This window comes from Gordonia jacobaea (genome assembly GCF_001186365.1).
Lineage (GTDB): Bacteria > Actinomycetota > Actinomycetes > Mycobacteriales > Mycobacteriaceae > Gordonia > Gordonia jacobaea.
In genome coordinates this window covers 58,578-78,976 of the sequence record NZ_LDTZ01000020.1, presented here as the reverse complement: position 1 = coordinate 78,976, position 20,399 = coordinate 58,578, and the positions used below count along the sequence as shown (strand labels likewise).

Genomic DNA, 20,399 nt, shown 5'->3' with positions numbered 1-20,399 from the left:
GTTGCGGGTCAGTGCCTGATCGGGGCCGGGCTCCACAACCCGCTGCGCGTTGCGGTGCCCGTGGTGATGGGAGCGAGGGTCGTCACGTCTCCGTAGGGCTCGTAGCGCTCGAGAGCTCCCCAATCCCGGCCGATGTCGCCCTGCAGGTAGGTCGCGACGGTCTCGGGCTGCTGCGACACCTCGAGCCACCCCAGCGGACCGCCACCATAGGAGTCCTGCCACGCCGAGACGGCCGCGGCGAGGTCGGCGCCGGGCCTGATGCGCCACTTCGGGATCTCCGCGACGCCGTAGTGATGGGTGAACGGCCGCTGGCAGGGGAAGACCAGACCCGACGTCCAGTCGACGTGTACCGGGTCTTCGCTTCCGACGACCTCTTGCAGCGTCTCCATGTGGGGCAGTCGCGGTGGGGTCACCACGATGAACCGATCCGCCGAGAGATTGTCGTCGTTGGCGACGATCCGCACCGCGGTGAGGTCGTCGGGGAGTGACGACGTGGTGATGCGGACGTTGCGCCACGACGGTTGCGGCCCCGGGTCGATCATCTCGGTCTCGCCGGTCGGCTTGAGGTCGGCGTCGCGGGTCGACGACCCGACGGGGTCGGTTGTGTACTCCAGCAAGAGGTTCGGATTGTCGTAGCGTCCGGCGACCGAGAAGGTCAGCAACGGCTGCTTCTTGTAGTCGCGAGGCAGTGCGTACCAGCCGGAGGTCAGACGCGCGGGAACCTGATCGGTCGTCGAGTAGCTGCCCTCGACAGGTGTGCGGGCCGGGTCGAGCATGAACGGCAGACGTGCGCGGCTGCCGTTGACCCCGGCCGTCGAGAGTTCTCCACCGCCGGTTCCGCCGCTGTTGGCGGTGAGGACGTCGTTGGTCGACGTCGCGTTGCCTGCGAGCACGCCGAGCGAACCCGCGCTCGCCTGCGTGGTGAGGTCTTCGGGAACGCTGTTCGACGTGAATCCGGTTGTCGGCGGCCGGGATGCGTTCGGGTCCACGGTCGACGGACCCGCGAGGGGGTCGGTCAGGGTCGGGTCGACGGGCGAGAGCATGTGGTCGTTGGGGTTGCGTTCCACCCACACCTTGTCGGCCATGCCGCACTGTTTGCCCGCGAGAGCCTCGATGTTCGACCGCGGAACCGAGAACGACGACGACTGGTTGACCGCTGCGAATCCCGCGGTGACGAGTTCGAAGATCACCACGGCGGCGGCCACATATGCGAGCGGTGCACCCGCGACGGAGTCGATCGCCCTGCGATACCAGCGCTGTCCGGTGTCGGTCTCTTCGAGCGTCGTGTCCTGGGGGTCGGTTCCGGTGAACGGTTCGCGGAAGTGGAACCACAGCGCGACCAACAACAGCAGCAGCGAGACGTAGAGCAGCGCATTGCTCACCGAGAATCCGAAGCTGACCTGGCCGACGCCCCACGGCATGCCCCACGCCGACGCGTAGTAATACGAGTTGGGTGCCGTGAACGCCAGACCCGCGATGAAGAGCACGAGTGCGGCGAAGAGTGTGCGGTTGCGCCGTGAATGCATGGCCTTGTTGCTCGCGGCGATGGCGGCGATGGCAGCCAATGCCGCGGCGAGTCCGGCGAACACGCCGAAGTGGTGCGTCCACTTGGTCGGCGTGAACATCAGGAAGACCAGCGATGCGAATGTGATGCCTACGATGCGTCGAGCAGGGCCGACGGCCGTGCCGGGGATGCGCGACTTGCGGATCAGTACCGCTGCCGAGACCACCATGCCCAGGATCATCGCGAGGACGGCGAAGCGTCGTGCGATCGAACCGTCGGCAGAGAACGCGAACAGCGACGAGTACCGATCGATCTCGTTGTACCAGTGCGCCGACGGCCCCAGTGCGGTCTTCATCTTCGACGAGTCGGAGAACGCGCGCAGGGTCAGGTTCGAGAAGACGACGAAGATGACGAACGTACCGGAGGCGAGAACCGGTGCGAGCAGTGCTGCGTACGACCAGAATCCGCCGCCGATCGCCCGAGCACGTTTGATCAGGGCCAAGATGATCGGTCTCGCTCCCGCGATGAGCGCGGCGACGGCGAGTAGGCCCGTTGGGCCGGCGGCGAGACTGAACGCGCCGATGAGACACGCGATCGCGGCGGGCAGGATCCGTCCGGTCGCGATTGCGCGTTCGACCGAACACCAGGTCAGTAGCGCGCCCAGCGCGATGATCGGCTCCGGTCGCAGGCCGTTGTCGAAAGGGAACCACGACGCGAGGAAGACGAAGGCTGCCGTCCAGCCGACGACCGGTCGGCTGATCGCGGCACGGCCGAGCCGTGGCAGCACCTCGTGGCTGACGATCAACCACGACGCGATACCGCACAGCAGAGCCGGTATACGCACCCACGGGCTGGCGAGCGAGATGTGGCTCATCAGGCCGAAGACCTCGTAGTACCAGCCGAAGGGCGCCTCGGGTGCACCGAACCAACGGAAGTAGTTGGCCGTGTACTCACTGTTCTGTGCCACCCGCGACATCGTCAGCAGGTAGCCGTCGTCGGACGTGTTGGGTCCGATGAAATGCCAGACGATCAGGGCGCCGATCACCACATAGTCGCGTGCGTTGAGTCGCCACCACTTCGCAGGGAAGATTCGACGGTGCTTGCGGCCGTCCGTCGAATCGAGAACGGCAAGTGCCGACAGCGACAGCAGCGTGCACACGATGCCGACGATCAGGACGAGCCATTTCAGGATTGTCGGGGCCGTCGAATAGCGCGAGTCGATGGTCACGTGTGCGCGTAGACCGGGCAGTTCCGACGCCGCTCCGGACAGGTCGGTGAACAGTCCTGTCACCTGTGGGCGCTGGTCGGAGCTGTAACTCTGCGACTCGCGTCCCTTGGTGGTCCCCATCAGCGTGGTGTTGCCGGATTCGGAAGAGTCGGCGGGTGCGGTCATGCCGACGAACTCGGCGGTCACGGCTTCGGAATCGGCGTGGACGACGATGTCGCGGCACCCCTGCGAGCGCATGTCGGCAAGCGTGGCCGAGACGAGTGGCACGTTACGGACGACGACTTCGATGCTCTGCTTGTCCGGAGAGTCGGCAGGGTTGCCGGTGCGGCGGATGAACAGGCCGCGCTCGGCCGACTTGGCAGCCTGCTTGGGGGTCGTCGACAGCAAGACCGAATCGTCGGTGCCGAGCCGCTCGGCTGCCGAACACGGAACCGAGACGTCGAGGTCGATCGGGACATAGGAAATGAGGGGTGCCGAGACCGACCCGATCTCGCTGGATCCGACGCTGCCGGTGGAGGGCCAGTTGATCTCCGCCGTGGTCTGCTTGACCGGCATCAATGGCGTGGCCAGCGCGAGGACTACTCCGAGCAGGCCGGTGACGATGGCGATGAGTTTCGCTCGTCTCACGGTCTGCGATTGCACAAGCAGTGATCCTAACGGCCGGATGCGACGTCGCGAACTCTCGGTCGCTCGTGGGTCTGACGGGCTCGTGGGTGTGGACGCCGGAGAGTATGGACGCGGGCCCGGTGCCGGTGGATAGGCTTGCAACCATGTCGACCGACGCCACGGATACCGAACCGCTGCCGATCCTGCTGCTGAACGGGCCCAACCTGAACACGCTCGGGATTCGACAGCCCGAGGTGTACGGCTCGGCGACGCTTGCCGACGTCGTCGAACTCGCCGAACGCACCGCTGGTGAACTCGGCTACGGCCTGCGTGCGGCGCAGACCAACCACGAGGGCGAGATGATCGACTGGCTGCACGAGGCGCGCGGCAACATCAGCGGGATCGTCATCAACCCGGCCGCGTGGACGCACACCTCAGTCGCGCTCGCGGATGCGCTTGTGATCCCCGACGTTCCGATCATGGAGGTGCACATCAGCAATGTGCACAAGCGGGAGGAGTTCCGACACCACTCGTTCGTGTCGCCGCTGGCCTCGGGTGTGATCATCGGTTACGGCATCCGCGGCTACGAGTTCGCGATTCGACGCCTCGTGGAGGTCCTGGGCTGATGGCCGATCTCGACGATCTCGGACTGACGGCGCTGGGTGTCGCGTGGGCGCGAGCCGCCGAATCGTCGAGGGACGACGCATTGTTCGACGACCCGCTGGCCGAGGCGATTGCGCGAATCCGGCCCCGCGGCTCCGAGTTCGGCGGAGATGATGGCACCGATGAACGTGGTTCGGCCAAGATCCGAGCGATGTACGACTGGATCGTCGCGCGCACGGTGTTTCTCGACGAGGTGTTCGCGGCCGCAGTCGCCGCCGGCATCACGCAGTTCGTGATTCTCGGGTCGGGGCTGGACGGTCGGGGATTTCGACTCGATTTCGGTTCGGGAGCAAAGCTTTTCGAGGTCGACAGGCCGTCGGTGGTCGAGGTCAAGGAGGATCTCGTCGCGCAGTCGGGTCTTGCTCCGACCGTCGAACGTCGTGTGGTGGCTTCCGATCTGGCCGACGACTGGCTGCGCGCCCTGCAGGGCAAGGGTTTTCGGGCCGACCTGCCGTCGGCGTGGCTCGCCGAGGGGCTGTTCGTGTACCTACCCGACGGGCTCGGTCTGCGCGTGATCGAGGGCATCACCGCGGCATCCGAGTCCGGCTCACGGATCGGGGTGACCGTGCGCCGCGCCGCGTCGTCGGTTGTCGACGATTCTGCTGCTGACCCGTTCGCTGATGTGCGGAAGTTGTGGCGCAGCGATGTTGACGTCGCTCAGCACGTCGACGCCGCCGGGTGGGACTGTGAGCTTTCGGATACGCGCGAAGTGCTTGCCGCTCATGGGCGTTCGCTGTCCGAGGCCGCCGGCGCGCAAGAGTCCGCGACGCTGCTGTCGGGTGTTCGACGCCAACGCGGCCACGGGACTATCGACCGCTCCTGACGGATTCTTCAGCGCGGCGGCAGTTTTCGCGCTGGGTTCATCGTGCCGAGGCTTGTCGTGTCGGGTGTTATCGAGCCAGGGCTTCTCGGGCCAGCTCGGCGACTGGGCCGTCGAGGCGACGTCCGTGTCCCGGGAAGAGCACTGTCGCGTCGAGGTCGGTGAACGATTCGACGCTGCGTCGGGTCGCGGCAGCGTCGTGGTTGAAGAAGCGCGGGAGTAGCTGCGGCCCTTCGTGTCCGGAGAGCGGGTGGCCACTGATCAGAGCGTCGCCCGAGACGAGTACCGCGCCGTCGGCGACGAGGAAGGCGCTGTGCCCATCCGTGTGGCCGTGAGCAATGACCGGCCGTGGTCGCCCGGGAAGGTCAAGGGTGCCGTCGGTCGAAAAGGGTTGCGCGGTGGCGATTCCGGCCCGGTTGAGCACGCCGAGAGGTGTGACCAGCGCCAGCCACCGCCACGCGCGTGGCTGCCACGCGACCGCAGCGATGTCGAGTGGGCCCGCCTGCTGCAGGAGGTCGCGGTGTGCGTGTGCCACTTCGGCGGGGTCGACGAAGACCGGGAAGCCGAAGCGGTCCACCAGCTTCGCGAGTCCTCCGATGTGGTCGACGTGAGCGTGGGTGAGCAGTGCTGCTCTGATGTCGGTGGGGTGTGCGCCGATCGATTCGATCGAGGCCACCACGTCGTCGGCGTTGCCCGGATATCCACCGTCGATCAGCGTGATGCGCGAATCATCGCGCAGCAGAACCCAATTCACCGCGGCCGTGTGCACCAGATACGCCGTCGACGACGCGGCGCCGACCTCGGTGATCTCGAAGGAGCTCACTTGCGCACCACAAGGACGAATGGTCCGACGTCGGTGACCTCGAAACGTGGGTCGTTGAAGAGGTTCGGGTCGAAGGTCACCGTGTAGCGCTTGACGTTTGGATCGTTCGGGTAGACGTCTGCGGCGAGGCGCAGTGCGTAGCCGTCCGCAGAGTAGCGGAACAAGAAGACGTTCGGCGGTGTCCATGGCGCGGCGTCGAGTTGGCGGACGAAGTCGTCGGCCGATGTCGCCTTGGACCAGGTCTCGATCGTGGCTGCTCGTTTGTCGAACTCCGCCAACGGGTTTGCGTAGTGCGAGGTGAGCCCTTGGAAGCCCCAGTACGGATAGACGGAGAGGAATCCGTAGTCCGCGGTGAGTACGACGTTGTCGGTGGCCGGGCGTCCGGTCTTCTCGCCGATGAGCTTGTCGATCTGCGGGTAGTACGACTCGGCGCCGGGTGGTCGCTTGTCGGCGCGGTCTCCATAGCCGTCGGTGTCGGTGTAGGCGGTCGTGATCTCGTTGGAGAGATAGGCCGGAATGCTCTGTGCCACAGCGATTGCCGCGAGCGCTGCGAGTACGCCGACCACGACGCGCACGTCACCGAACCTGCCGACTGCCCAGTGGGCGAGCTCGACGACTCCGAACACTCCGGCCGCCGCGAGCACCGCGACGAGGATGGGTTCGAGTCGGAAACCGAGCAGCGTCGTACCCGCGGCGGTGACCAGCATCGAGAGCAGACTCATCAGGTAGATGCCGACGACCGTGATGCCCAGGGCTGCGGCGATGGTGCGTTGACGGAACCGGAGCAGAATCCAGATGAGTCCGATGAATGTGATCGCACCGACGAGGCTGAGGTGGAACATCGGCCACGGCAAGAACGAACCACGTTCTGGCAGATAGTGTTCGGCGGTGCCGCCACTCGTGGGCTCACTGCGCGCTCGAGCCAGGAGATAGGGCGCCCACACGGTCAATGCGATGAGGCCGGAGATGACGCCCATCACCACCAGCCGCCCGACTACCGCCAGCACGACGCCGCGTCGAATTTTCGATACTTCGTCGCTGGGTAGCGCTTTGTTGGAGGCGTTGACCCAGCCGTGAACGATGAGCGCCAATGCCATCAGGATCGCGACGCCCGCGAACAGTCCCGTGTAGAGCGTGTAGAAGGTTGCGCTCAGACCGAGGAAGAGGCCGGTCGCCACTACCGCCGCCCAGCTCGTGCCGGAGCGGAGCGAGGCGGTCGGGCCGTCGGCGTGGCGTGAGCGACCGCGCAGGCCGTAGAGCATCGGGATCAGCATCGGGACGCCGACCATGATCAGTACCGCCGCATACGGCTCGGGACCCGCGTACATCAGCGTCACCACGGTGACCGCGAGCGCTGTCGCGATGCCGCGGTCGGCGCGTACCATGCGAGCCCAGAGCACTACTCCGATCGCTGCGGCGACCGCCATCGAGAGGATCGCCCACGGTTTGAACGCCTCCCACCCGGGCAGACCCATCAACGACGCATAGCGGCCTCCGCCCCAGAACCATCCAGCCGGATAGTAGGGAGCGAGGTGCAGATAGGTCATGTCCGCCAGGTGCGGACTGCTGGTGAGCCGGGTCAGGTACTCGGTGCGGAACTGCTGGTCGGCGGAGAGGCCGAAGAGGTAAAGGCGCGTCGCCCCGAGTGGCATACCGAGCGTGACGGTGACCAGCCCGGAAATGCCCGCCGCCGACAGCAGAGTGACCAGCCATCGCGCTTTGCCGTAGCGGTACAGCAGTGCCGCGATCACCAGGATCGCCACGGCCACCACCTGGCCCGCCGTGGTCAGCGAGCGGGTGACATTCGACGAGTTGAACGCGGGCCATTGCACCGAGTCGATGGCCTTGAGGCCGACGAATGCCACGATCGCCCCGACAACCACCGCGATGACCAGGTCGATCAGGGTGCGGACATGGCGATTGGCTCGACGCTGAGGGGTCGCAGCAACCTGAGGACTGGAGTCGTCGGTGGTCGGGCTCTGCGTTGACGTCACGCGTCTATTTCTAGCAGGGGGCCGTACTGACCCACGCCGGACGCCGCAGCTCGACGGCGCGCGGCCCCCGAGACCGTGTCTGGGGGCTGGCGCTCGCGCGGGCGTGGGTCAGAAGGGCGGGTCGCCGGTGTTGGGGTCGTTGGCGAGCCGCCAGGCGCGGGTGTCGGCGCGGTGTTGTCCGATGCGCGCGCTATGAGCGGAGGCGAGCCGTCCGGGGATGCGTCGGTCTGGGCGATCGGGTTCGTCGAGGTCGGGGAAGAGGTCGCGACCGTTGTACGCGTTGCCGACGAAGTGGTAGCCGCCCGGGGACCGGAAGATGGCGCGGCCCATGGGTGTCTGATGGTCGCGCCAGCCGACGGCGAAGGTTTTGTGGCGGTGGTGGAAGCGGCACAAGGGGCGCAGGTTGGTGCGCTCGGTGAGTCCGCCGGCTTTCGGATTGCCGTGGTTGAACGGCTTGGCATGGTCGACGTCGGCGGTGGCAACTTTGTTGGTGCAGCCGGGGAAAGTGCAGCAGAGTTCGCCTGCCTTGACCAGGACTCGCAGTTTCTCGGGGATGGGATAGCGGTAGGCGGCTTTGTTGTTGGGGGTGACGCGGTTGGGATGGATGTAGTTCCGGGTGGCGTCGGCGAGTAGTCGGCGGGCGGTGTCGGCGTCGATGAGCCCATGGCCGTCGAGGAACGCGGGGTTGTTGTCGTGGCCGAGCAGAGTCGAGAGGTTGACCACGATGTGGAACATCGGCCGGGGTGCGAGGGCGGTGGAGCTCTGAGTTGCTGCGACCGGGTTCGTGACGGTTGTGGTTGCGGGGTTCTGCTTGTCGTCGACGTTGTCGCTGCGCGGAGTATCGGACACGGTGGCGCAGTCGGGGCAGGTGCAGGGGAGGGTCTGGTGGCCCTGCGCGAGGGCGGTGAGTGCGTCGGCGCGTTGTTGGGTGTGCGTGCGGGGGTCGTCGGGGTGGATGTCGGCGATCATCGCTTCGAGCCGGGTATCGAGGATCGCTGCCGCGGTGGCAGGGATTTGGCCGTCGATTCTGGACTGACCGGGCTCGTCGCGGTGGGGGCGGATGCGGAGGTAGCGGCGGCTGGTGGCGGTATCGCGGCGGCGGGCGGCGCCGTCGGGATCGACGCGTTCGACGGTGGCGTCGATCATGGTGCGAAACCTGGTCATGGACATGGGTTCTCGTGCGCTGATTGCTGCGGCGAGTGCGGTATCGACCGCGGTGAGATGCGCGTCGTCGACGTTGTCGGTGCGGGCAACGACTTCGTGGAAGCGGGGTAGGTCGATACGGCCGGTTGCCAACAGTTCTGCGGTTCGGGGTATGCGGTAGCGCAGGGCTGCGCCGGTCTCGATCATCTTCTTGGCTTGGCCGGGTGTGAGGCAGAGGGTGGCGCCGAGCTCGGCGATGGCTGTGGTCAGGCCATCGGGGCCGAAGCGGGCCAGCGGGTTCTGGTTGTTCTGCGTCAGGAGCGCGGCGAGTTGTTCGGGGTCGGTACAGCCGTCGGGGACGGCGTGTTCGCCGGTTCCGATTTCAGCGTCGATGCGCTGGAGGTATTCGGCCTCGCGTTCTTCGTACAGCAGGATTGCGGCTTGCAGCATGCGATAGTCGGCGCACGCCTTGATCGCGTTGGTGTGGAAAAGCACCTCGACGAGTTCACGTGAGTAGAGGCGTTCGTCGTCGGCGAGCTGTGTCAGCTGTGTCTCGACGTCGGAGGTCGGTGCGTCAACTGCTGGCGTATGCGCATGACTGTTGGCCGCGGGCACGACGGGTGATTCGTCGGGTGTCAGCGGGCCGGTGCCGTCGGGGTTCTCCGATGCCATAGTCAGAACATACATTCGAGGTCTGACAATTCTGTCCGACCAGGTGAAAGCGTTAGCAGCCGGTGTTTCGGACGGTGTGACGAATCATCTCGACGACGTTCGATCCCGGTATGGTCAGTTCGAGGGCGCCCGTTGACGACAGGACCGCTATCCCGTGTAGCGCGACCCACAGTGAGGCTGCGACTCTTTCGGGATCTGTTGTCCGACCGCTCTCCCGAATGACGGACACCAGCCACTCGTACAGCGGGCGCGACGCGTTTCGAAGCTCAGCGCCCGACCCCTCGAGTAGGTCGTGACGGAAGATGAGCGTGAACATCGCAGGTCTGCGTTGCGCGAAGTCGACGTAGGCGAGTCCGATCTCCACGAGGTCGTGGTCGGATGCCAGGTCTGCAGTTTTGAGTGCTTCAGCTAGATCGTGCAGGCCCACTTCGGCGATTCCTGCAAGCAGGCTCCGGTGCGTCGGAAACCAGCGTCGGGGCGCTCCGTGAGACACGCCGGCGCGCCTCGCGATCGCCCGCAATCCGACGTCGGCAGAGCCTGTCTCCTCCAACAATTCGATGCCCGCATGTACGAGTGCGGATCTGGTGTCTTCGACGGTCACGTAGACAGTGTCTCCTATCTCGTGTAGGCACTGTCTATGCGCTTGTGGACTGCACTTGTTTATCGCGTGTGCCGACATCTTGTGATCGGGCCAATGCTGTACGTCTTCGGGCGGCCGAAGGTCATGGGCCGCGAGCACATCCCACGATGCGGGCCGGTGATCTTGGCGGCCAACCACCTCGCCGTGCTGGACTCGTTCTATCTGACACTCGCTGCGAGGCGACATGTGACGTTTCTGGCGAAGCGCGAATACTTCGATAAGCCAGGGCTTTTCGGCCGGACGCAACGATGGTTCTTTGCGGCAATGGGGCAGATCGGCGTCGACCGGCGAGGGGGTAGCGCGTCGTCGGCGTCGCTGCGAGCCGCGACGACGATCCTCGCGCACGGAGGGGCGTGGGGCATTCATCCCGAGGGCACACGCTCGCCGGACGGTCGGCTCTATAGAGGCCGAACCGGTGCTGTTCGAGTCGCAATGGACACGGGCGCACCACTGATACCAGTCGCGATCACGGGAACGAGACCGGGATCTGCGGTGCGCTGGTGGCAGCAGCGGGTCTCTATTCACATTCTCGAGCCACTGGAACTCGATCCGTATCGCGTCGAAGGAGCGGCTGGCATCAGGGCGGCGACTGACGAGTTGATGCGCAGGATCTCGACGCAGACCGGGCAGTCATGCGTCAATAGGTATGCGCGAGAGTGGAAGTCGCATGTGGAAGAGTCTGACGCAGCGTGATGGTTGTCCGCGTGCGCGGCTCGCGCGGTCGAGTTGTCGGCCCCGGGTTCTGCAGTCTGCAGCGCTGCGTCAGGTTGGCGTGGTGCTAGACGGCTTGGCGATCTGTATGACGTAGACGCCGGAAATGGGTGCCTATTGTCATACGGATCTGCAGCGCTGCGGCGGGTCGGCGTGGTGCTCGACCGCCCAGCGATCCGTATGACGTTTACCCCCAAAATCGGGGCCGACTGTCATACGGATCAGCCGCGGCGCGGTCGTCGGTACCGTGGACAGCAAAGCGCAAGGAGGCGTCTACCTGTATGCAGTCACCCGTCCGCGATTATCTGACCGAGGTCCTCGATTCGCTCGATGCCGAGCGCGGCGGAGCCGTCGCCGACTACATCCCGGACCTGGCCGAGGCCAACCCCGATCTGTTCGCGATCGCAGTCACCACCGTCGACGGCCGAACGTACTGCGTCGGCGACGACGAGGTCGAGTTCTCCATCCAGTCGATCTCCAAGCCGCTCGCCTACGCGGCAGCTCTGGCCGACCGCGGATTCGACACTGTGCTGGAGAAGGTGGGCGTCGAACCGTCGGGCGAGGCGTTCAACGAGCTCTCACTCGAGAGCGGTACCTGCCGGCCGCGCAACCCGATGATCAACGCCGGCGCGATCACCACCCACGGGCTGCTCGTCGACGACGATGCCGACGTCGAGTCGCGCGTCGAGCGGGCGCGCAGCTTCTTCTCCACGCTGGCCGGACGCGAACTGACCGTCGATCAAGCGCTACACAAGTCCGAGATGGACTCGGCCGACCGCAATCTTGCGATCGCGCACATGCTGCGCAACTACGGAATCGTCGACGACGCGCCGCACGACATCGTCGACGGATACATCCAACAATGCTCAATCATGGTGACCGCCAAGGATCTTGCTGTGATCGGAGCGTGCTTTGCCAACGGCGGCGTGCACCCCGTCACCGGCGAGCGGGTGATGAGTCGACGGATCGCGCGTCAGGTGATGTCGGTGATGGCAGGCTGCGGCATGTACGACGGCGCGGGCGAGTGGTTGACCACCGTCGGTATTCCGGCGAAAAGCGGTGTGGCGGGCGGACTTCTGGGAACGCTGCCCGGCCAATGCGGCATCGCGGTCTTCTCGCCGCGGCTTGACGAACACGGCAACAGCACGCGCGGCGTGTTGACGTTCCGCCGGCTGTCGACCGACATGAACATGCACATGGTCGACGCCGAGCCCTACGGAACCACCGTGCTGCGCGACGTCCGAACCTCCGACGATTCGACGACCTTCGAACTACAGGGAGTCATCCAGTTCAGCGGCGCGGAGTACGTCCTCGACAATCTGGCTGCCGACGAAACAGGCACCCCGACTGTGGTTTTCGACGTCAGTCAGGTCAGCCACTTCGCCGACGTCGGGCGTCGGATGATCTTGGAGGGCATGCGTCGTGTCCGCGAGGACGGGCGCCGCGTCGTATTGATTGATCCCGACGACACTCTGCCCGATCCCGATCTGGGCGACGGAAGCTATCCGGACAGATCATGACTGGTGATGCGCGGCAGGCACGCGCGCGGACGAACCACACCGAGGACACGAATCGGCGAATGCTGCGCGCGCGTGATGCGATGGATTGCCGGTTCGCTGAACCCCTGGACCTTGCTGCGCTGGCGGCGATTGCGCACGTGTCGGAGTCGCACTTCAGCCGCGTGTTCAAGGCGACCTTCGGCGAAACGCCGCACCGCTACCTCCAACGACGACGGATTGAGCGAGCGTCGTCAATGCTGCGCGAGACGCAGCTGTCGATCAGCGACATCAGCACCGCAGTCGGGTTCAGCAGTTTCGCGACCTTCACCAGGACCTTCGGGCAGATCATGGGCGAGACACCCACCGCGCATCGCCGTCACGCCGGGGACCACGGTGCGCCGATCTGCGCGGTCAAGGCGCTACGTCGGCCGGCGTGAGCATCTGTCACGAACAGAGCAGTTTTGGACAAGTGAGACCGGGGCAGCGTCGGTAGCGTTCCCGCCATGCCCAACACGATCATCCTGTCCCAGATCTACGTACTCGACCACGATGAAGCCCTCGACTTCTACGTCGGCAACCTCGGCTTCGAGGTGCACTCCGATGTCGACATGGGTTTCATGCGATGGCTCACCATCAATCTGCCGTCCGACCCCGACCGCCAACTCATGTTGGAGATCCCCGGGCCGCCGTCTTTGAGCCCGGAGACCGCAGCCCAGGTCCGCGACCTATTGACGAAAGGTGCTGGCGGTGGCTGGTTTTCGATGTCAACCGATGATGCCTATGCGACCGCAGACGCACTTCTGGCCAAGGGTGTCGACTTCACCGATGAACCGACCGATCGTGACTACGGCATCGATTTCGGTATCCGCGATCCGTTCGGCAACCGAATCCGCATCGGACAGATGAAGTCTCGCCCCTGAGTGTCGCGAGCGTGACTTCGGGTGCGTCTAGACCGGCAGCTTGCGGAAGACCTTGCGCGGGATGTGGCGCAGCACGGTCATGATGAACCGGAAAGTGCCAGGCACCCAGACGATTTCCTTGTTGTCGTCGACGGCCTTGATGACGGCCTTGGCGACGACGTCCTTGTTGACGGTGAGCGGCGCTTCCTTGACGTTTGCCGACAGTCGGGTCCGCACCTGGCCGGGACGCACGACGAGAACGTGCACGCCGTCGTCGGCCAGCGCCTCGCCGAGGCCGAGGTAGAAGCCGTCGAGACCTGCCTTCGACGACCCGTACACAAAGTTGCTGCGTCGAACACGCTCGCCCGCAACCGAACTCATCGCGACGATCTGCGCACGACCCTGATGCTTCATCTTGTCGCCGAGCAGCACGCCAACGCTGACCGCGGCGGTGTAGTTGATGGTCACCTCGGTGACGGCCTTGCGCTGGTCCTGCCAGACCTCTTCGTCGTCGAACTGCACACCGGCCGCGACGATCGCGAGGTCGACATCGCCTCCGGCAAAAGCCTTCTCGATGGTCTCGGGGTGCGTCTCGGGCTTCGTCGCGTCGTAGTCGATGAGCTCGACCGACGTCGCACCCGCCTTGCGCATGGTGTCGGCCGCGGCGTCGGCCGTCGGATCACCGGGCACGACGGCGAGAATGACGCGGGCGGGTCCACGAACGAGGAACTCGCTGGCAATGGCGAGTCCGATCTCGGAACTGCCACCGAGGATCAGGATCGACTGCGGCGAATCGACGGCGTTGAACATTGGTTGGTGTCTCCTCGGGTGTTGGGAAGTAGATGGTGGTCTGAACGGGCAACCGAATTCGGCCGCAACGCAATTCAGTACAGGCGAGCCGAGTTCACGTCAGTTGAGCTCAAGTCGTCGGCCCATGTCGGACAGGAACACGCCGGTCGGATCGATCTCGCGACGCTTGGCGATCCACTTGTCGATCTCCGGGTACATCTTGTGGAAGTGCTCGGCAGACGTGCGCGAATCCTTTGCGGTGTACAGCCTTCCGCCGATCTCCATGACCCGACGGTCCATGTCGTTTAGAAACTCTGCGAGCCCTGCGCGCAGCGGGAAGTCGAGGCAGACGTTCCACCCCTCGAACGGGAACGACAGCGGCGCTTTGGGATTGCCCTTGCCGAACAGCTTGATCACGTTGAGGAAGCTGATGTGACCCGACGCCTGGATGTCGGTGATGATCTTCTTGAACTCGTCCTCGTTGCCCTTGGGAACGATGAACTGGTACTGCGTGAATCCGCCGCCCTTGCCGTACGCGACGGGGCGCCCGTAGGCGTTGTTCCAGTTCCCGATCAGATCGAGCGGGTGATAGAACTGCGGCAGACTCTCGATGACGTCGCGCTTGTTCGATCCGGCCCGGTAGTAGAGCTCGCCGATGAGTCCGAAGTCGAATTTGTTGTCGAGTCCACGCGGGAAGATGTTCGGCAGCGTGATCAGCGGCTTCGGGTTGAACTTGAGCGGATCCTTCTTGAGCTTGTCCGGCAGTTCGTCAAACGTTGCCAGGTTGCCGCGGCTGAACGAACCGCGACCGAGCTTCGGGGCGGCGCTCATCGTGTCGAACCAGCCGGACGCGTACTCGTAGCCGTCCTCGTAGTTGTCCTCGAGGTGCAGCGCGATGGTCTCGTCGAGGTTGTTGGTGGTGAAGGTGTCTGCCTTGAAGTAGGCCGTCTCGGTGCGCTTGAGCTTGATCTTCACCCGCAGCACGATGCCCGTGAGGCCGATACCCGCCACCGTGCACCAGAACAGCGAGCCGTCGGGGTCGTCGGGCGAGCCGTCGGGAGTCAGGGTGAGAATCCGACCGTCTGCAACAAGCAGTTGCATCTCGGTGACGTGATCGCCGAACGCGCCGGTCGCGTGGTGGTTCTTGCCGTGGATGTCGTGCGCGATTGCGCCACCGATCGTGACCTGTCGCGTACCGGGCATCACCGGCACCCAGAAGCCGCGGGGCACGACGACCTTCATCAGGTGGTCGATCGAGAGGCCTGCGTCGACGTCGACGATGCCGGTCTCTTCGTCGAGCGAATAGATCCTGGTCAGCGGCGTCATGTCGACGGTCAGGCCACCGGAATTCTGCGCCGACTCGTTGTACGAGCGGCCAAGTCCACGGGCGATGACCCCACGCTTGAGGTAGTCCGGTTTGTCCGCGTTGTCGTCGGCGACCCGAGCCACCGCATCGGCGATGACCTCGGGGTATGGCGTCGACAGGACATGCCCGGTGATCGGGGTGGTACGTGACCATCCGGCCAGCGTGCGCGTGGTGATCGGCAGGAGCTCTTCAGTAGACATCGTTAGGGATCTTACCGCGACGGCAGATACGCCCGACGCAGCTTGTCAGCCTTCGAGCACCAACGCCGCCGCGTTGTGTCCGGGTATGCCACTGACACCACCGCCACGACGCGCCGCCGCACCAGCAAGCAACATGCGGGGGTGCCGCGTCTCGACACCCCATTGCCCGACGGCGTCCCGGTCTGGCGCCCACGGCCACTGCAGGCTCCGATGGAAGATGTTGCCGCCGGGCAGCCCGAGTGCGGCCTCGAGATCCTGCGGCGTCTTGGCCTCGAGACATGGATTGCCGTGGGCGTCGGTGCAGATCACAGACTGAATGGGTTCTGCAAGAACAGAATTCAACGAGTCCAGAGTGGCTTCGACGGCCCTGCTGGTTGCCGACGGCGCGTCGAAAACCGCCGGAGGCATCTGGAGTCCGAAGAGCGTCAGCGTGTGGCATCCGGCGAGCTCTGGTCCGAGAATTGACCTGTCGGACAGTGTGTGACAGTAGATTTCACACGGCGGGACGCTCGGGACCTTGTCGATGCTCGCCTGCTGCCACGCCGCATGCAGTTGGCCGTATGACTCGTTGATGTGGAACGTCCCGGAGAACGCCGCGTCGGGGAGCACTGATCCATCACGTAGCGCCGGCAACCGATTGAGCAGCATGTTGATCTTCAATTGTGCTCCGGCGGTGTCGGATTCGACGTCGAGCGGAACATCGAGGCAGTCGTTGATCGACTGCGGCGCACACGCGACGTAGAGCATCGAGGCGCGGAGGGTGGTCTCGACTCGGCTGCTCGCTGCGCTCGCGGCCGGCTCGACCAGCGGGGAGGAGCGGCTCGCGGCCGGATCGGCCGGCTCGACCAGCGGGGACGGGCTGCTCGCGGCCTGCGCGGAGCGCGCGTACTCGACAGTGCCATCGGCCGGGTCGATGCCCGTGATCCGCGCGCCGGTCACGATGCGTGCGCCCGCGGCGACGGCGGCCTCGTAGAGTGCGCCCGACACGGCGCCCATCCCGCCGACCGGGACGTCCCAGTCGCCGGTGCCGCCACCGATCAGGTGGTAGAGGAAGCAGATGTTCTGGCGCAGTCGGGCGTCGTGGAGGTCGGCAAAGGTGCCGATCAGCGCGTCGGTGGCGACGACACCGCGCACCACGTCGTCGGCAAAGTAGCGCTCGATGAGTTCGCCGAGTGGACGTTCGGTGAGCATCTCCCAGAGTTCGGCGAGTGAGGTGTCGAGGCCGGCAGGACGCGTCGCGCCTGCTACCAGGTCTCGCAGTTCCTCGCGGCTGCGCAGCGGTTCGATCAGCGTCGGGAAGACGCGACGTGCGATTTCACCCATCCGGCCGTAAAACCATTGCCACGACGCGAACTCCGTGTCGTCGCCGGTGATGCGTCGAAACGATTCGGCGGTCGCAGACTCGTCTGCGTTGTCGACGAGCAGGCCACGAGTGGGGTCGGTGGGCATGGGCGTGTACGACGAGTAGCGGCGTCGAATCAGCGAAATGTCCAGGTCCAGGTCGGTGATGATCTCGCGCGGCAGCAACGACACCAGATACGAGTAACGCGAAAGATGTGCGGGCACACCGGGAAACGGCGTCGCGGAGACGGTGGCACCGCCGACGTGGTCTGCACGCTCGAGCACCAGCACTCGACGTCCCGCACGCGCGAGGTACGCGGCAGCCGTCAGTCCGTTGTGACCCGCGCCGATGATGATGTCGTCGAAGCGTTCCATGCATCGAGCATGACCACCGTCGTGACGTGTTGTCGAGGGTCGAGGTACCCGACCGGTCGCTACGCGGTGTCGGGTCGGGCACTTCGGATACGTCATGGTCACGATGCGTCAACGACGGGGGTTGTTCACCGGGCACGATCGGTCGTCGCGACCATATCCTTGTGGACGTGGACATCCCCTCGGTCGAACTCTCGTCTGGATTCCGGTTACCTCTCGTCGGCCTCGGAACCTACGACATGCTCGGCATGCCCTGCGTCGATGCCGTGTCCGACGCACTCCGGTCCGGATATCGCCTGCTCGACACCGCGTCGAGGTACTCCAACGAACTCAGCGTCGGGATGGGGTTGCGTGAATCGGGCGTCGCGCGCGACGAGGTCGCCGTGCAGACCAAACTCGGCGGTGGCGACCAGGGATTCGACGAGGCGATCAACGCGGCCAAGGAGAGCGCTCGACGGCTCGGTGTCGCGCACATCGACATCTACCTGATTCATTGGCCTTGCCCGAGCCTCGGTCGAACCGTCGACTCCTGGAAGGCGCTGCTGACCCTCGCGGACGAGGGGTTCATCACCGTGCCAGGTGTGTCGAACTTCAAGGCGCATCAACTGCAGATGCTCTACGACGAAACGGGCGTCTGGCCGCAGGTCAACCAGATCCAGTGCTCACCTGCACTCGCACGAGATGAGTTGCGCGAGTTCATGTCCGAGCGTGGAATCGTCGCGCAGGCGTGGCACCCGACGGGCCGCAAGGAAGGCATGCTCGGCGACGCCGTGATCATCAGACTCGCACGCAAGTACGGCAAGTCGCCGACGCAGATCGCGCTGCGCTGGTCGGTGCAGCAGGGCATCTCGGTGGTACCCAAGTCGTCGCATCGCGGTCGGCAACTCGAGAACGCCGACCTCTTCGACTTCTCCTTCGACGCCGCCGACCTGGCAGAACTGGCAACGCTCGACCGTGGCGAGAAGGCGGCCCGCGACTCAGACGTCGAAGAGGAGTTCTGAAACAGAGCCTGCCGGGCACCGTCTAGGGTGGCAGGGTGCAAGACGCAACCTCCGACGACGGGCACGACCACAAGTCGCGGCACGAAGACTTCAAGACGCGCCACGCGCCGACGCCGATCGAACTACCCGTCGACGATGCGGAGGCCTCGACCGACGTTTCGCTGAAGACCCAGATACTTCGGTTCGTCATCAGCGGCGTGATCTCCGGCATCCTCGACTTCGGGCTGACCACGATCCTGCAGTTCGGTTTCGGGTTGCCGCCCGTGGTGTCGAAGGCCGTCGGCTTCATCTGCGGCACCACCTGTGCGTACATCATCAACCGTCGCTGGACATTCCGCGCATCGCCGAGTGCGGCTCGGTTCATCGCGGTCGCACTGCTCTACTGCTGCACGTTCTTCGTCAACGTCGGCATCTACACCTGGCTGGCGCACGTCTGGGAGCACACGTTCCTCAACAGCCTCATTGCCTATGTGATCGCGCAGGGCACGGCGACGGTCATCAACTTCGTGGTGCAGCGCACCGTCATCTTCCGAGTCACATAGTCATGCCGACCGCGGTTGTCGTCGGCGCAGGCCCGAACGGGTTGTCGGCAGCGGTCCGACTCGCGCAGGCGGGGCTCGACGTCACGGTCCTCGAGGGTGCAGACACGATAGGCGGCGGCACGCGGTCGGGTCCGTTCGACGACGAGTTTCCCGAGGTCATCGTCGACCATTGCTCTGCGTTCCATCCGCTGGGGACGTCGTCGCCCTATCTGCGCACCCTGCCCCTCGCCGAGCACGGACTGCGCTGGTCCTGGCCCGACATCGACTGTGCGCACCCGCGCGACGACGGCAGCGCTGCACTTCTGTTCCGCGACATCGAGCGCACCGCCGCCGGTTTCGCCGCCGCGGGATTCCCCGGGGCGGGCGACCGATGGATCGGGCTGCTCGGCAAGGTCTCGACGCACTTCCCCGAGGTCGCCGACGACGTGCTATCGCCGATGCTGGCGCTGCCGCAGCACCCGCTGCTGCTGGCGCGTTTCGGGTTGCCCGCGCTGATGCCTGCGACGGCCCTTGCCCGCTTCCTCGGTCCGCATGCGGGCGCTCTGTTCACCGGCATGGCCGCGCACGGTTTCACCCGCCTCGACCTTCCGGGAAGCTCTGCTGCCGGACTTATGCTGACCGCAGCGGGCCACCACGGTGGCTGGCCGGTCGCGGTCGGCGGGTCGTCGGCGATCACGACCGCGCTCGCCGGACTGCTGCGCTCGCTCGGCGGCACTATTGAGACCGGACACACCGTCTCCGACGTTGCGCAGATCCCCGCCGACATCGTGATCCTCGACGTCATGCCGGGCTCAGCCGCCGACATCCTCGGTGCGCGCCAGCCCGCACGCGTCGCTCGGTCGTATCGGCGATGGCGGCGCGGCCCGGCGGCGTTCAAGGTCGACTACGTGATCGACGACGAGGTCGGCTGGACGGCGCGTGACTGCGCTCGCGCGGGCACCGTGCACCTCGGCGGCGAGGCGTCGGACATCGCGAAGGCCGAAGTCGACGTCGTCGCGGGACGGATGCCTCGTCGTCCGTTCACCCTCGTCGGGCAGCAGTGGGTCGCCGACGAGAGTCGAGCGTCGGGGAGTCTCAAGCCGCTGTGGGCCTATGCCCATGTGCCGCAGGGATATTCGGGCGACGCGACCGAGTATGTGACCTCACAGATCGAGCGCTTCGCTCCGGGCTTCCGCAACAGGATCGTCGCGGTCCGTGCGACGACGCCTGCCGAACTGGAACGGTCGAATCCGAACTATCCCGGCGGCGACATCGGCGGCGGACGCAACGACCTCGTGCACCTCGTCGCCCGACCACGCCTCACGCCGTCGCCGTACTCGACGGGAGCCGACGGCGTGTACCTGTGCTCGGCCGCGACGCCACCCGGTGGTGGAGCGCATGGAATGTGCGGCTTCGGTGCCGCCCAGGCCGCGCTGGCCGGGCTCCGCTGAGGACGTGACGGTAGCTGTCGGTCGCACGAACGACATGTAACGCGTGTGTCCGAGGGCCCGACAGAACTGATACGCGAGTTCGGTCGCGATGGTCAGCCCGATTCGACCGAATGCGTTGCGACGGCGCCGACTTGTGCAGCAGTGGTGTTCAGGTGT

General features: G+C 65.4%; 17 protein-coding genes. 9 read left to right on the top strand and 8 right to left on the bottom strand.

Translation table 11 applies throughout. The annotated features are described in order from the left end of the window. Positions 1 to 8: 8 nt before the first annotated feature. Complete coding sequence (locus ABW18_RS17080; RefSeq protein ID WP_049700184.1) at positions 9 to 3,374, bottom strand: arabinosyltransferase domain-containing protein; 3,366 nt, start codon at positions 3,372 to 3,374, stop codon at positions 9 to 11. 128 nt (positions 3,375 to 3,502) lie between these two features. Between ABW18_RS17080 and aroQ the strand changes: the two genes are divergently transcribed. After that, positions 3,503 to 3,964 (top strand): type II 3-dehydroquinate dehydratase, encoded by a 462-nt coding sequence (aroQ, locus tag ABW18_RS17075; protein WP_049700301.1) that lies wholly within the window; start codon positions 3,503 to 3,505, stop codon positions 3,962 to 3,964. Then, a complete protein-coding gene (locus ABW18_RS17070) occupies positions 3,964 to 4,824 on the top strand; it encodes an SAM-dependent methyltransferase (RefSeq protein WP_049700183.1) in 861 nt (286 codons plus the stop codon). Before aroQ ends, ABW18_RS17070 begins: the two co-directional genes overlap by 1 nt. Before the next feature lie 67 nt (positions 4,825 to 4,891). Here the strand turns inward: ABW18_RS17070 and ABW18_RS17065 are convergent, their stop codons facing one another. The 4 genes from ABW18_RS17065 to ABW18_RS17050 form a co-directional block, all read right to left on the bottom strand. Beyond that, a complete protein-coding gene (locus ABW18_RS17065; RefSeq protein ID WP_049700182.1) occupies positions 4,892 to 5,644 on the bottom strand; it encodes an MBL fold metallo-hydrolase in 753 nt (250 codons plus the stop codon). Beyond that, positions 5,641 to 7,638: a galactan 5-O-arabinofuranosyltransferase gene (locus ABW18_RS17060; protein WP_049700181.1), complete on the bottom strand. Its 1,998-nt coding sequence runs from the start codon at positions 7,636 to 7,638 to the stop codon at positions 5,641 to 5,643. The genes ABW18_RS17065 and ABW18_RS17060 overlap by 4 nt, the downstream gene beginning before the upstream one ends. A 108-nt stretch (positions 7,639 to 7,746) precedes the next feature. Next, positions 7,747 to 9,453, bottom strand: coding sequence for an HNH endonuclease signature motif containing protein (locus ABW18_RS17055; RefSeq protein ID WP_231894227.1), 1,707 nt, complete (start codon positions 9,451 to 9,453; stop codon positions 7,747 to 7,749). A 52-nt stretch (positions 9,454 to 9,505) separates the two neighbouring features. Continuing rightward, entirely contained in the window at positions 9,506 to 10,054 is a 549-nt protein-coding gene (locus ABW18_RS17050; protein ID WP_064864700.1) for a TetR/AcrR family transcriptional regulator, read from the bottom strand. A 36-nt stretch (positions 10,055 to 10,090) separates the two neighbouring features. Here ABW18_RS17050 and ABW18_RS17045 point away from each other — a divergent pair, with 36 nt between their 5' ends. The 4 genes from ABW18_RS17045 (at position 10,091) to ABW18_RS17030 (ending at position 13,223) form a co-directional block, all read left to right on the top strand. Beyond that, entirely contained in the window at positions 10,091 to 10,786 is a 696-nt protein-coding gene (locus ABW18_RS17045; protein WP_049700299.1) for a lysophospholipid acyltransferase family protein, read from the top strand. Between the two features lie 299 nt (positions 10,787 to 11,085). Further along, on the top strand, positions 11,086 to 12,324 hold the full coding sequence (locus tag ABW18_RS17040; RefSeq protein WP_049700179.1) for a glutaminase: 1,239 nt from the start codon (positions 11,086 to 11,088) through the stop codon (positions 12,322 to 12,324). A gap of 59 nt (positions 12,325 to 12,383) precedes the next feature. Continuing rightward, positions 12,384 to 12,740 carry a helix-turn-helix transcriptional regulator gene (locus tag ABW18_RS17035; RefSeq protein ID WP_053117514.1) on the top strand — a complete coding sequence of 119 codons (357 nt, stop codon included), beginning with the start codon at positions 12,384 to 12,386 and terminating at the stop codon, positions 12,738 to 12,740. Between the two features lie 66 nt (positions 12,741 to 12,806). Further along, on the top strand, positions 12,807 to 13,223 hold the full coding sequence (locus ABW18_RS17030) for a VOC family protein (RefSeq protein WP_049700177.1): 417 nt from the start codon (positions 12,807 to 12,809) through the stop codon (positions 13,221 to 13,223). Positions 13,224 to 13,250: 27 nt separating this feature from the next. Here the strand turns inward: ABW18_RS17030 and ABW18_RS17025 are convergent, their stop codons facing one another. The 3 genes from ABW18_RS17025 to ABW18_RS17015 form a co-directional block, all read right to left on the bottom strand. Next, a complete protein-coding gene (locus ABW18_RS17025) occupies positions 13,251 to 14,012 on the bottom strand; it encodes a decaprenylphospho-beta-D-erythro-pentofuranosid-2-ulose 2-reductase (RefSeq protein WP_005208185.1) in 762 nt (253 codons plus the stop codon). Positions 14,013 to 14,111: 99 nt separating this feature from the next. Beyond that, positions 14,112 to 15,557, bottom strand: coding sequence for a decaprenylphosphoryl-beta-D-ribose oxidase (locus tag ABW18_RS17020; protein WP_049700176.1), 1,446 nt, complete (start codon positions 15,555 to 15,557; stop codon positions 14,112 to 14,114). A gap of 45 nt (positions 15,558 to 15,602) precedes the next feature. Continuing rightward, entirely contained in the window at positions 15,603 to 17,273 is a 1,671-nt protein-coding gene (locus tag ABW18_RS17015) for a phytoene desaturase family protein (RefSeq protein WP_049700175.1), read from the bottom strand. A 167-nt stretch (positions 17,274 to 17,440) separates the two neighbouring features. Here ABW18_RS17015 and ABW18_RS17010 point away from each other — a divergent pair, with 167 nt between their 5' ends. From ABW18_RS17010 to ABW18_RS17000, 3 genes are read left to right on the top strand one after another with little or no spacing between them, the layout of a single operon-like run. Further along, on the top strand, positions 17,441 to 18,271 hold the full coding sequence (locus tag ABW18_RS17010) for an aldo/keto reductase (RefSeq protein ID WP_049700298.1): 831 nt from the start codon (positions 17,441 to 17,443) through the stop codon (positions 18,269 to 18,271). A 35-nt stretch (positions 18,272 to 18,306) separates the two neighbouring features. After that, on the top strand, positions 18,307 to 18,813 hold the full coding sequence (locus ABW18_RS17005) for a GtrA family protein (protein ID WP_082938009.1): 507 nt from the start codon (positions 18,307 to 18,309) through the stop codon (positions 18,811 to 18,813). A gap of 2 nt (positions 18,814 to 18,815) precedes the next feature. Next, complete coding sequence (locus ABW18_RS17000) at positions 18,816 to 20,243, top strand: phytoene desaturase family protein (protein ID WP_049700174.1); 1,428 nt, start codon at positions 18,816 to 18,818, stop codon at positions 20,241 to 20,243. The last annotated feature ends 156 nt before the right edge of the window (positions 20,244 to 20,399 follow it).